Annotated in this window: 8 protein-coding genes; 3 read left to right on the top strand and 5 right to left on the bottom strand. The window is 68.4% G+C overall.

All coding sequences use genetic code 11. From position 1 onward, the window contains the following. The coding region (locus ACIGFL_RS16925; protein WP_397497935.1) for a beta strand repeat-containing protein at window positions 1-1814 on the top strand (1814 nt) is incomplete at its 5' end. Window positions 1815-2155: 341 nt separating this feature from the next. Here the strand turns inward: ACIGFL_RS16925 and ACIGFL_RS16920 are convergent. Together ACIGFL_RS16920 and ACIGFL_RS16915 are read right to left on the bottom strand one after the other, a co-directional pair. Further along, on the bottom strand, window positions 2156-7054 hold the full coding sequence (locus ACIGFL_RS16920; RefSeq protein ID WP_397497934.1) for an alpha-2-macroglobulin family protein: 4899 nt from the start codon (window positions 7052-7054) through the stop codon (window positions 2156-2158). A gap of 136 nt (window positions 7055-7190) precedes the next feature. Next, window positions 7191-7655 carry an aminoacyl-tRNA deacylase gene (locus ACIGFL_RS16915; protein ID WP_021445651.1) on the bottom strand — a complete coding sequence of 155 codons (465 nt, stop codon included), beginning with the start codon at window positions 7653-7655 and terminating at the stop codon, window positions 7191-7193. Window positions 7656-7818: 163 nt separating this feature from the next. On the opposite strand from ACIGFL_RS16915, the gene ACIGFL_RS16910 reads away from it, so the two are divergent. Then, on the top strand, window positions 7819-9192 hold the full coding sequence (locus ACIGFL_RS16910) for an MATE family efflux transporter (RefSeq protein ID WP_397497933.1): 1374 nt from the start codon (window positions 7819-7821) through the stop codon (window positions 9190-9192). Window positions 9193-9309: 117 nt separating this feature from the next. Beyond that, the gene (locus tag ACIGFL_RS16905; protein WP_122109021.1) at window positions 9310-9765 is read left to right on the top strand and encodes a DUF2214 family protein; all 456 of its coding nucleotides are present in this window, start codon (window positions 9310-9312) and stop codon (window positions 9763-9765) included. Between the two features lie 120 nt (window positions 9766-9885). On the opposite strand, the gene hisC is transcribed toward ACIGFL_RS16905, so the two are convergent. The 3 genes from hisC to hisG all read right to left on the bottom strand — a co-directional run bounded on the left by hisC (window position 9886) and on the right by hisG (window position 13063). Beyond that, entirely contained in the window at window positions 9886-10938 is a 1053-nt protein-coding gene (hisC, locus tag ACIGFL_RS16900; RefSeq protein ID WP_397497932.1) for a histidinol-phosphate transaminase, read from the bottom strand. Window positions 10939-11016: 78 nt separating this feature from the next. Continuing rightward, window positions 11017-12324 (bottom strand): histidinol dehydrogenase, encoded by a 1308-nt coding sequence (gene hisD, locus ACIGFL_RS16895; protein WP_397497931.1) that lies wholly within the window; start codon window positions 12322-12324, stop codon window positions 11017-11019. Window positions 12325-12427: 103 nt separating this feature from the next. Further along, window positions 12428-13063, bottom strand: a complete 636-nt coding sequence (hisG, locus tag ACIGFL_RS16890) for an ATP phosphoribosyltransferase (protein ID WP_021445567.1) — start codon at window positions 13061-13063, stop codon at window positions 12428-12430. Window positions 13064-13072: the final 9 nt, after the last annotated feature.

The following is a 13072-nucleotide window of genomic DNA, read 5'->3' as shown; positions in this document are numbered from 1 at the left end:
GCGAGGACAACTTCTCCTTCGTGGTCGACGACGGCAACGGCGGCAGCAACGAGTACAACTACAGCTTGACCATCAACGCCGTGAACGATGCGCCGCTGGTGAATGCAACCGGCACGCTGAACTACACCGAGAACCAGGCGGCGAGCGTAATCAATAGCACCCTTACGGTTTCGGACGCCGACAGTCCGCTCTTGGATGGCGCAACTGTTTCAATCAGCGGTAACTTCCATGCTGGCGAGGATGTACTCGGCTTTAGCAATCAGAACGGCATTACGGGCAGCTATAACGCGGTGACCGGCGTGCTGACTCTGAGCGGTACGGCAAGTCTGGCCAATTACCAAGCGGCCCTGCGCTCAGTGACCTACTTCAATGCTAGCGAGAACCCTTCGGGCGATACCCGCACCATCAGTTTCCAAGTCGATGACGGTGCCCTGCTTAGCAATATCGCGACCAGCAGCGTGGCGGTGGCACCGATGGAGGATGGCCCGAGCATTATCGCCAATAGCCAGGTGAACTACTCGACCCAGAACAGCAACGGCGAAGTGGCCTTTATCAATGGTTTCCGCTTCGAGGACGCCGACTCGGGCAGCAGCAGCGTCACCGTGACGATCAACACGAACATCACCGGGGATGCCCTGAATGCGTTGACAGGCAACGGGGTCACGGTTGCCGGAGCGGGAAGCTCGATACTGACCCTGACCGGTACCATTGCGGACATCAACGCCTTTATTGCGGGCGATCAGATCCGCTGGGACCCGCAAGGCAACAACTCGCCGAGCCAGGACTTCACCATCAGCATCGACGACAACGGCGTGCTGGCCGGCGGCAATCTGGCCAGTACGACGCTGCGCTACGCCTCCACTCAGTCCAACTCCCTGGGGTTGACGGTCACCGCAAATCTGGTGAGTTTCGCCGGCTGGAGCCTGAACGCGATCAATGCCAATGCCGGCAATGGTAGCGATACCATCACCACCACCTGGCACCACGGTCCCTCGGCGACTGCTGTGAGTTACGTCGGGGGCCAGCCAAACTCCGGCTCGCCCGGCGACAGCATCACATTGGCATTTAGCGTCGGCCAACTCGATGAGATTCTCGGTAACTCGACCTTCCGCTCTGCACTGAGCAGCTACCTCGACGGCTCCCCCACAGGAGGCAGCCTCGACCTTGGCACCAGCAGCTGGAACGCCACTGTCGCAGGCTTCGAAACCGCCAATCTGGCGCTGGCCAGCGGCAATGACGGCATCATTACCTATGCGGCCATCGGCAGCACCCTGCCCAGCTACCTGGCCGGACTGATAGGCGATGGTGGAGACAACCTACTGGTCGGCAGTGCGGCCGGGGAAAGCCTGCTAGGCGACTCGGGCAACGATATTCTCGTAGGGCTGGGCGGCAACGATCTACTCCTCGGGGGAATGGGTTCCGACCTGCTGCTCGGCGGCGCCGGGAACGACAAACTGAACGGCGGAACCGGCAATGACATCCTGTCAGGGGGCAGCGGCGCCGATACCTTTGCATTCGGCGAAACCGGCGCTCTCAATGTGGACGCCATCATCGACTACAGCTATGTGGAAGGAGACAAGCTCGACCTGTCTGCATTGCTCAACGCCAATTTCGACTTCGGCAAAGGCAGCCAGGTAGCGGACTTCGTTCAGCTTGTCCAAGTTGATAGCAGTATCACAGTGCAGGTGGACGTCGATGGCGCAGCCAATTTAGCAAGCTTCGCCGATGTGGCGGTGCTGACCAACTACGGCACCACCGGCTCCGACCTGGTGCGCGCCTGGTTCGGCGATGTCGACCATACCCTGGCGGTCTGACGCCGCAGCGGACAGGGGCTGACCGGGAGGGCTTAACGCCCTCCCGTGCCGACTAAGGGAGCGAACCGCCCCACTCGCCGATAGCCCGCTTTGCTCTGGCCAAGGCGCTCCCGCCCAGCGCCAGCGGGATGATCCGAGATGCGGGCGTGGCTAGCGGCCCTCGTAGGTCAGCAACGCTTCCACGTGATAGGGCGAAACAACGTCCGCGCTTGCCGACGAGAGCCACACGCTGTTGCGGTCGCCGAACCAGCGCCGGCCAAGCGATAGCCGGCAGATGAGCGCCCCCTGCCATCCACTCCCCAGCCTTGCCCCCACTTATGGGAGCAGGGCTAGAGTAGGCTTCACCTCTCCTCCACCACCAGAGACGCCGGCGCACTGCCCAGCGCCTGCCAGCTCGGCCGGTACATCGACTCCACCTGCGGCGGCGGTACGCGGTAGCTGCCCGGGGTCACCGCGCGGGCCAGGTAGAGCAGGTGGGTGGTGCCATAGCCGTCCACGTCCAGCGCCGCCACGTAGCGGTCGCCGCGGTATTCCTGGTGCTTGATCCGCGCGTTCTGCATCGCCTGGCGCCATTCCTTGACCTGGCTGCCGGCGTCGTCGAGGCTCGCCGCGCTCTGCGCCAGGTTCTGGTTCTCCAGCTCCAGGCCGGCGGGCAGCAGGTCCACCACCAGGGCGTCGGGCACGCGCTGCTTGGCGCGCACCGCTAGGTGCACCAGCACCAGCTCGCCGCTCGTCAGCCGCTGCAGGTCGAGCGGGCGGCCGTCCATGCCCAGATATTCGCGCTCGATGCTGAGGTTGTCGCCGCCGGCCGCCGGCGGCTGCACCGGGTAGCCGGACAGGGTCAGCTGCTGGTAGAGCTTGGCGCTGCCGGCATTGCTGACGCTCAGCGGCTCGGCCAACTCGCCGCGCTCCAGCTTGATGCCCGGTTGCCGCTCGCTCAGTTCGAACTGGAAGGCACCACTGGAAAGCGCAGCGCGCCAGGGCTGTTCCGGCTGGCCGAGCAGGCCGCGACCGGCGAGAAACAGGGCGTTGCGCTCCTGGGTCGACAGCCAGCGCTGACCGGCCAGCTCGTCGGCCAGGTCGAACAGCCGCTGCTCGCGCTGGCCGGCGGCCAGGTCGTGTTCCTCCAGCACGGCGAGGATCAGCGCCTGGTCGCGCAGCGCGCTGCCGTAGTCGGCCATCCAGCGCTCGCCGTCGCGCGGCTGGATCAGGCCCTGGGCCAGCGCCTGCTCGCCGCGCGGCGCGTCGCCCATCAGCTTCAGCGCAGCCGCCAGCTGCACCAGCGGCAGGCCGGAACGCGCCTCGCTGCGCCGCTCGAACAGGCTGCGCAGCGCGCCCAGCGGCGCCTGCTGGCTGCGCGCCAGGACGTAGCCGGCATAAGCCTGCACGGCGAAGCGGGTGTGGGCGAAGTCCTCGCTGTAGCTGGCCTCGATCAGGCTGCTCTGCTGCAGGTAACGCAGCAGACGGTCGCTGGCCTTCTTCAGCGCCTCGGCCGGCACGCCGAAGCCCTGCTCGCGGGCACGCAGGAGGAAATCGGTGACATAGGCGGTGAGCCAGTATTCCTCCTCGCTCTCGGCGCTCCACAGGCCGAAGCCGCCGCTGTGGCGCTGCATGCCGAGCAGGCGTTCGATGCCCAGCTCGATGCTCTTGCGGCGCTGCTCGTCCGGCTCGCCTGCCAGGCCGAGGCGCTCGAGGCTGGCGGCATCGGCGTAGAGCGAGGGGTAGAGGCCGCTGGTGGTCTGCTCCAGACAGCCGTAGGGGTAAGCCTTGAGCGCGCGGATCTGCTCGCCGAGGTTCAGCGGCGGCCGGCTCGACAGCGCCAGCAGCGCTTCCAGCCCGGCCGGCTCGAACGCCGCCAGGCTGCCGGCCGGCAGGCTCCAGGGCTCGCCCTCGCCGAGCACCGCACGGAAATGCCGCAGCTGCGCCGGATAGGCCGGGCGGATGCCCAGGGTCCATTCGCGGCTGAAGTCGCCGAGTTCCTCGCCCGGCAGCGCCAGGCCCTGCACCTCGACATGGATACGCCCCTGACCCAGGCCGCCCTCGGCGCGCACCGGGATGCGCAGGGTGGTGCGCTGGCCGTCGGCCAGCTGGATCGGCGCCTCGCCGCGCTGCAGCAGACGCAGCTGGCCCTCCACGTCCACCCGCACGTCGAGCTGCTGCTCGGCGCCGGAGAGGTTGGTCAAATCCAGCGCCAGGCTGGTTTCGTCGCCGCCGGCGAGAAAGCGCGGCATCGACAGCTCGGCGATCAGCGGCGCGGCGACCAGCGTCTTGGCCTCGGCCATACCGAAGCGCTCGTCGCTCCAGGCCTGCGCCATCAGACGCAGCTCGCCGTTGAAGTCGGGGATATCCAGGCTGACTTCGCCCTCGCCCTGCTCGCTGAGCTGCAGCGCTTCGCTCTGCAGGGCGACGATCAGCACGCTGGTGTCCGGGCGCTTGCCGCCGGCGGCCAGGCCGGCGTCGCCGCCGAAGGCCAGGCTGGCCAGACGGCCCTGACCCTCGATCAGCTGGCCGTAGACGTCCAGCTGATCGGCGCCGTAGGCCTTGCGCCCGAAGAAACTGGCGAAGGGATCGGGGGTGGCGTAATCGGTGATGTTGAGGATGCCCACATCCACCGCGGCGACCAGCACCCGCACTTTCTCGGGGATGCTGCCGTCGGCGTTGCGCGCACTGACCTTGACCTTCAGCGGCTGGCGCGGGCGCATCTTTTCCGGCGCTTCCAGGCTTAGCGCCAGCTGGCGCGGCGCACGCTGCAGCGGCAGGTGCAGCAGGCCGACGGCGCGCTTGGGCGTGACCTGTGCCTTGCGCTCGCCGGGGCGCACCACCTGGGCGCTGAGATACAGGTCGTGACGCGCCCAGGCCGGATCGATGGGCAGCTCGAAGGTCTTGCCGGCCGCCGGCACGCTGATTTCCTGCCACCACAGCGGCCCCTCGCTGGATTCCAGCAGCAGGTAGCCGCTGCCGGCGGCCGGCGGGGTGACGCTGATTCTGGCCACATCGCCCGCGGCGTAGGCCGGCTGGTCCAGCGCCAGCTTGACCTGGTCCGGACGCACCGCGCCGCCCTCGGCGTTGTCCTGCCAGCGGTAGCCGGCCCAGAAGCGCAGGCTGCTGAGCAGGCCGGTGCGGTTGTCCACCAGCTCGACCCGGTAGGGGCCCCACTCCACCGGGAAGCTGACCTTGGCGGTGCCGCCGGCCTCGATGCTCAGCGGATCCTCGCTGAGGGTGAGGAACTTCTCGTTGAAGTTGTGCCGCCAGCCCTCACCGTCGGAGAAGCTCCAGAAGTAGTCGCGGCGCTCGCGCACCAGGCGCACGGTCAGGTCGTCGGCGGCCAGCTTGTTGCCGGCGGCATCGGCCACCAGCAGCTCGAACTCGGCCAGGCTGTCGGCATCCACCTCCTCGCCGTCGAACAGCCCGCGCAGCCCCGGCAGACGCTCGGCCGGCCATACCGGCTGGACGATGCGCCGGGTGATCGGCCGGCCGCCGGATTCCTGCAGGCTGGCCTGGAGGATCAGGCGCAGCGGCGATTTGGCCTCGCCCCAGCGGTTTTCCGGGCGCAGCACGGCACGGCCCTGGTCGTCGAGACTGATCTCGTCGAGTTCCTGATCCTGAGTCAGATCGGCCTCGGTGACGTCGCCGAACTGATAGCCCGGCAGGCTCGCCACCGCCTCGCGCAGCGGCCGCACGTAGAGCTGGCCGGTCAGGCGGTTGCCGGCGGCCGGCGCACCGTAGAGGTAACGGCCGGTCACGGCGAACTCGGGATCGTCGCCCGGCGCATAGGGCTGCTCGCGACCCTTGAGCTCCAGGGCCAGGCGTTCGGGGAGGAAGTCCTCGACGAGAAACTCGTACAGCTGCGGGCTGCCGTCGCCGAGGTCGAGCAGCAGCTGCCAGCGCCCGGTGGGCGCCTCCTCGGCCAGCTGCAGCTGATACTGGTAGAGGCCCCCCTCGTCCGCCGTCCAGACGAACTTGCGGCTGATCTGCTCGTCCGGCCGGCGCACCTCGACGCTCACCGGCTGGGCCTTGACCGGCTTGCCGTCGGCGTCGCGCAGCAGGGCGTTGAGCAGCACCGTCTCGCCGGGACGGTAGAGGTCGCGCGGGCCGAACACGAACAGCTGCAGCGGATGCGCCTTGGGCCCGGCGATATCGAATTCGGCCAGGTCCAGCGCCGGTGCATTGAGGCGCAGCAGGCTGGTCTGCTCGCCCTGCTTGGCCAGCAGCAACTGGGCCTTGGCCGGCAGCGGCAACTGGGCGTGGCCGGCGGCGTCGGTCTTGCCCTCGGCGAGCAGCGCGCCGTCGCCATCGAGCAGCTCGAGCTGCACCCCGGCCTGCGCCTGGCCACCTTCCAGGGCCTGGGTGAAGACGTCGAGACGGTCGCGGTAGCGGTGCGCGGACAGGCCGATGTCGCTCAGGGAAAACAGCGTCGCCGGCTGCGAATAGCTGTAGCTGCCGGCCTCGCGCATCACCGCCAGGTACACCCCGGGCTGCTTGAACGGCTCCAGGCCGGCGATCGGCAGCAGCAGGGTCTCGCGCGTGTTGCGCGCCGGGTTGAGGTCGAAACGTCCGCCGTAGACCAGCTCGGCCATCGGCAGCAGCTCGCGCGCCTCCCAGGTGTCGAGGTTGCTGCTGCGCCCCCAGCGGGCGAGGAAGCCCGGCAGCGCCTCGGGCTTGATGCGGAAGAACTCGACGTTGACCTTGTCGACGTTCAGCGCGATCACCGGCAGGCCCTCGGCCAGGCGGGTCGGCAGCAGCGAGCCGCGGCTGGCGAAACCGACGCTGGCCTGCAGGTCGCGGGTCTCCAGGCGGCTGACGTGCTCGGCGGCAAGCTTGGCGCCATTGATGCCGCGCAGGCCGGCGTCGATGGTCAGCACCAGCTTGCGCTTGGGCTCCAGGTGGCGCAGGCGCAGTTCGCTCAGGTTTTCGGACAGTTCCCAGGCGCCGTCGACCTTGCCGTCCTTGCTGTCGACCAGGTGCAGGCGCTCGGCGAAGGGCTGGTCGGGATCGAGCGGCACGGAGAAGGTCACCGACAACGCGCTGGCGCCGTCCAGTTGCACCTCGGACACGTCGACCACCTCCAGTTCGCGGCCGGCATGGCGCGCGGCCAGCGCGGCGCGATCCACCGCCGGCTGCGGCGGGCGCTGCTGCTCGGCCGCGGGCGCGGTGCTGGTGACGGTGGCGGGGTCCTGGGATGAATCGCAGGCGCTGAGCAGGCTCAGGGCGAGGGCCAGAAGCAGTCCTTTGTTCGGCATTGCGGGCTCCGGTATAGGGGGGCGCAGAGAACCCCAACTATAGCCGAGCGCCTACCCAGGGAGGAGGCGCGGCGGCGAAAGCGCCAAGCCGCGCACAGCTCCCTGGCCCAAGCACGCCGACGATTTCAGCCGCGGTTCAATGGCACAGCTCGCAGACCTCGGCATTGGGCGCCAGGGTGAAGAAGTCGTCCATCGACATATGCACCAGGTTCTCGTGGTCGCCGGCCTCCAGGTAGACGTCCGCCAGCCGCGCCAGTTGCGGGTCGATCAGCATGTCCAGGCCATACAGCGCGCCGAGCGCCGGCACCGCGCCGCGCTGGCAGTCCTTGAACAGGCCGACCAGGTTCTGCTCGCCGCTGAGCTGCCAGCGCTGGCTGCCCTTGCGCACCTTGTCCAGGTCGAGCTTGCGGTTGGCCGGCAGCACGGCCATCAGGTAGTGGCCGCGGCGGTCGTCGAGGATCACCGGCTTGGCCATGCGCGCGGCAGGAATGTGCGCCTTGCGCGCCGCCTCCAGGCTGGTGGCCGAGGGCTCGTGCTCGATCAGTTTGTAATCGCAATGCGCCCGCTGCAGATGGCGCTCCAGGGTTTCGGCCATACGCATGATCCACCTCCTCGGTCGCCGCGGCGACGCTTGGTTGACTGGCCCTGGAAAAAGTCTAGCCAGGGCGGCAGGCAGGCGAAGGTGCGGTTGCTGCTATGACCAGACGGCGATAGCAGCAAAGGTACTAACGCCGCCTATAATCGCCGCTTTGCCGGAGCCGCCCATGTCCGCCCTGCTCGACGCCTGGCGCCACGCGCCGACCCAGCGCCGGGTCTGGGCCCTGGCCGCGCCGATGATTCTCTCCAACCTGTCGGTGCCGCTGGTGGCGCTGGTCGACAGCGCCGTGGTCGGTCACCTGCCGCACGCCCACCAGCTGGCGGCGGTGGCGGTGGGCGGCAGCCTCTACACCCTGCTGACCTGGGCCATGGGCTTTCTGCGCATGGGCAGCACCGGCTTCGCCGCCCAGGCCGCCGGCCGCGGCGACGGCGGCGCGCTGCGCCAGGTGCTGCTGCAGGGCCTGCTGCTCGGCGTGCTGCTGGCGCTGCTGCTGGCCGTGCTGGCGATCCCCTTCAGCGGCGCCGCGCTGGGTCTGATGCGGCCATCGGCGGCACTCGACGCGCTGGCCCGCGAGTATTTCCAGATCCGCCTGTTCGGCCTGCCTGCGGCCCTGGCGAGCTACGCCCTGGTCGGCTGGCTGCTGGGCACGCAGAACGCGCGTGGGCCGCTGGCGATTCTGCTCACCGCCAACCTGCTCAACGTGGCCCTGGACCTGTGGTTCGTGCTCGGCCTGCAGTGGGGCGTGGCCGGCGCGGCCTGGGCCTCGGTGATCGCCGAATGGAGCGCCGCGCTGCTCGGCCTGTGGCTGGCGCGCCGCGCCCTGACCCGCTACCCCGGGCAGCTCGAGCGCGTGGCGCTGAAGCGCTGGAGTAGCTGGCGACCGCTGCTGGCGGTCAACCGCGACATCTTCATCCGCACCCTGGCGCTGCAGCTGGTGTTCTTCCTGATCACCGTGCAGGGCACCCGCCTGGGCGACGCCACGGTGGCGGCCAACGCCCTGCTGCTCAACGGCCTGCTGCTCACCGCCCACGCCCTCGACGGCCTGGCCCATGCGGTCGAGGCGCTGTGCGGCCATGCCCTCGGCGCCCGCGACCGCGCCGCGCTGCGCCGCTCGCTGCTGGTAGCCGGGGCCTGGTCGCTGCTGGCCAGCCTCGGTTTCGCCCTGTTCTTCCTGTTCGGCGGGCACTGGTTCATCGGCCTGCAGACCGATATCGCCGCGGTGCGCGACACCGCACTGCAGTACCTGCCCTACCTGGCGCTGCTGCCGTTGCTGGCGGTATGGAGCTACCTGCTCGACGGCCTGTTTATCGGCGCCACCCGGGCCAAAGAAATGCGCGACGCCATGCTGATCGCCCTGGCGCTGGCCCTGCCGCTGGGCTGGGCGCTGCAGGCGCTGGGCAACCACGGCCTGTGGCTGGCCTTTCTCGCCTTCATGGGGCTGCGAAGCCTGGTGCTGGCTGGCTATGCTTGGCACTTGAGTCGTCGCGACCGCTGGTTCGCCCCACCGCCAGCAGGAGAGACCGCCCCTGCTCAGCGCTGAGCTGCCGCACAACGAAGCCCAGCGCCAACAGGCCCTGCAGCGCACCGACCAGGCGCTGTACCGGGCCAAGCGCGGCGAACTCGCCGCAACCGATCAATAACCCGCAAGGAGCACTCGATGGCCGCCGCACTCGTCGCCTATCTGCACTTTCTGGCGATCTTCGCCCTGTTCGCCCTACTCAGCGTCGAGCATGTGCTGTTCAAGGCGCCGCTGGATCTGCGCCGCGCGCGCAGCCTAATGCTCACCGACCTGGCCTACGGTATCTGCGCCGGCCTGGTGCTGCTCACCGGCCTCGCGCGGGTGCTGTGGTACGGCAAGGGCTGGGCCTACTACCTGCACAACAGCCTGTTCCACGCCAAGGTGGGGCTGTTCATTCTGGTCGGCCTGCTGTCGATCCTGCCTACCGTGGTCTTCCTCAACTGGCGCCCGGCGCTCAAGACCGGCCGGGTGCCGGAACCCAGCGCCCGGCAGATCGTCCTGGTGACCTGGTGCATTCGCCTGGAGTTGTTGCTGCTGTTGCTGCTGCCGCTGCTGGCGGCGCTGCTGGCGCGGGGTTATGGAGTGATCGGCTAGCGAATCGGCGGCCGGCTACCGCCACCCTGGCCGGCGGCGGGGTTTCACCCGCCGCACAGAACCCTGGCCCGGATGCAATCCGGGGCCGAGCGCGGCGTTCCCGAATTGCCCCGGCGGCGCTTACAGCCCTCGCAGGGCGTCGAGCAGCGCCTGGTTCTGCTCCGGCGCGCCGATGCTGATGCGCAGGAACTGGGCGATGCGCTGCTGCTTGAAGTGACGCACTATCACGCCCTGCTCGCGCAGGCCGGCGGCCAGGGTGGCGGCGTCCTTGTCCGGGTGGCGGGCGAAGACGAAGTTGGCGGCCGACGGCAGCACCTCGAAACCCAGGCCCTGCAGCCCGGCGACCACCGCCTCGCGGCTGGCGATCACCTGCTGGCAGGTCTGCTCGAAGTAGGCACGATCCTCGAACGCCGCCGCCGCGCCAGCGATGGCCATGCGATCGAGCGGGTAGGAGTTGAAGCTGTTCTTGATCCGCTCCAGCGCTTCGATCAGGTCCGGGTGGCCGACCGCGATGCCCACGCGCAGCCCGGCCAGCGAGCGCGACTTGGACAGGGTCTGGGTCACCAGCAGGTTGGGGTAGCGGTCGACCAGGGCGATGGCCGTCTGGCCGCCGAAGTCGATGTAGGCCTCGTCCACCAGCACCACCGAATCCGGATTGGCCTGCAGCAGCCGCTCGATGGCGTCGAGCGCCAGCAGGCAGCCGGTCGGCGCGTTGGGGTTGGGGAAGATGATGCCGGCATTGGGCCGGGCGTAATCCTCGATGCGGATCTGGAAGTCATCGTCGAGCGGCAAAGCCTCGAACTCGATGCCGTACAGGCCACAGTAGACAGGGTAGAAGCTGTAGGTGACGTCCGGGAACAGCAGCGGCTTGCCGTGCTGGAACAGACCGTGGAAGGCGTGCGCCAGCACCTCGTCGGAGCCGTTGCCGACGAACACCTGGGCGGTGCTCACGCCGTAGTAGTCGGCGACCGCCTGCTTCAGGCGTTCGCCGTTGGGGTCCGGGTACAGGCGCAGGTTGTCGTTCAGCTCGGCCTGCATCGCGGCGATGGCCTTGGGCGACGGGCCGTAGGGGTTTTCGTTGGTGTTGAGCTTGACCAGCTTGCTCAGCTTGGGCTGCTCGCCCGGCACGTAGGGCACCAGGTCTTTGACGAAGGGGCTCCAGAACTTGCTCATCTGCCCTTCTCTCCTCGAATGCGTGGGGTGCGTCGGCGCACCCTGGGTAATCAGAAGGCGCGCACGGCGCACCCTAGCTCACTTGATGCGGTATTCCGCGCTGCGCGCATGGGCGGTCAGCGACTCGCCGCGGGCCAGCACCGAGGCGCTCTTGCCCAGCTCCGAGGCGCCGTCCGGCGAGCAGAAAATGATCGACGAGCGCTTCTGGAAGTCGTACACCCCCAGTGGCGAGGAAAAACGCGCGGTGCCGGAGGTGGGCAGCACGTGGTTGGGGCCGGCCACGTAATCGCCCAGCGCCTCGGCGGTGTAGCGGCCCATGAAGATCGCGCCGGCATGACGAATCTGCGGCAGCCAGGCCTCCGGGTCGGCCACCGACAGCTCCAGGTGCTCGGGGGCGATGCGGTTGGCCACCTCGATGGCCTGGGCCATGTCGGTCACCTGGATCAGCGCGCCACGGCCTTCCAGCGAGGTGCGGATGATCTCGGCACGCTCCATGCTCGGCAAGAGCCTCTCGATGCTCTCGGCGACGCGGTCGAGGAAGGCAGCGTCCGGGCTGACCAGGATCGACTGTGCATCCTCGTCGTGCTCGGCCTGGGAGAACAGGTCCATGGCGATCCAGTCCGGATCGGTCTGGCCATCGCAGACCACGAGGATCTCCGACGGCCCGGCGATCATGTCGATGCCGACCTTGCCGAACACGTGGCGCTTGGCGGTGGCCACGTAGATATTGCCGGGGCCGACGATCTTGTCCACCGGCGGCACGCTCTCGGTGCCATAGGCCAGCGCGGCCACGGCCTGGGCGCCGCCGATGGTGAACACGCGGTCGACGCCGGCGATGGCGGCCGCGGCCAGGACGATCTCGTTGATCTCGCCGCGCGGGGTCGGCACCACCATCACCACCTCGGGCACGCCGGCGACCTTGGCCGGAATCGCATTCATCAGCACCGAGGACGGATAGGAGGCCTTGCCACCCGGCACGTACAGGCCGGCGCGATCCAGCGGGGTGACCTTCTGCCCCAGCACGGTGCCGTCGGCCTCGCTGTAGCGCCAGGAATCCTGTTTCTGCCGCTCGTGGTAGCTGCGCACGCGCTCGGCCGCGACTTCCAGCGCCTGGCGCTGCGCGGGGGAAATACGTTCGAGGGCCAGTTCCAGGCGCTCGCGCGGCAGGATCAGGTCGGCCATGCTGGCGACCTCCAGGCCATCGAAACGCTGGGTGTATTCGACCAGCGCGGCATCGCCCCGCTCGCGCACGGCCTGGATGATCTCCAGCACGCGCTGGTTGACGCCATCGTCGGACACACTCTCCCAGCTCAGCAGATGATCCAGGTGTCGGGCGAAGTCCTGGTCAGCGGCGTTGAGTCGGCGAACAGCAATGGGAGCGGTCATGGCAAAGCCTCGTGTAATGGCAAATCTCAGGCGCCGCTAGAGTAGCAAGCCCACCGTGCGGGCACCTGAGAATTTGGCTATGACACGGATAGGCTGAGGGATGTCAGCTGGTATGTCGCGCCTCGACGGCGCCGCGCAGGGTCTCGATCAGCGCCTGGATACGGGCGTGCTGCATCTTCATCGAGGCCTTGTTGACGATCAGCCGCGAGCTGATGGTGGCGATCAGCTCCTGCGGCTCCAGACCGTTGGCGCGCAGGGTGTTGCCGGTGTCGACCACGTCGATGATCTTGTCGGCCAGGCCCACCAGCGGTGCCAGCTCCATCGAGCCGTACAGTTTGATGATGTCGACCTGACGGCCCTGTTCGGCGTAGTAGCGCTTGGCGACGTTGACGAACTTGGTGGCCACGCGCAGGCGCCCTTTCGGCTCCGGCGCGCCGACCTTGCCGGCGGTCATCAGCTTGCACTGGGCGATCTGCAGGTCCAGCGGTTCGTACAGGCCCTGGCCGCCGTATTCCATCAGCACATCCTTGCCGGCCACGCCGAGGTCGGCCGCGCCATGCTCGACATAGGTCGGCACGTCGGTGGCGCGTACGATCAGCAGGCGCACGTCATCCTGGGTGGTGGGGATGATCAGCTTGCGGCTCTTGTCCGGATTCTCGGTCGGCTCGATGCCCGCGGCCGCCAGCAGCGGCAGGGTGTCGTCGAGGATGCGGCCTTTGGACAGGGCGATGGTCAGCATGGAGCGGTT

The organism is Pseudomonas sp. NPDC077649 (assembly GCF_044542855.1).
Classification (GTDB): domain Bacteria; phylum Pseudomonadota; class Gammaproteobacteria; order Pseudomonadales; family Pseudomonadaceae; genus Aquipseudomonas.
The sequence above is the reverse complement of the archived record's forward strand: the minus strand, read 5'-3'. Positions and strand labels throughout refer to the sequence as shown.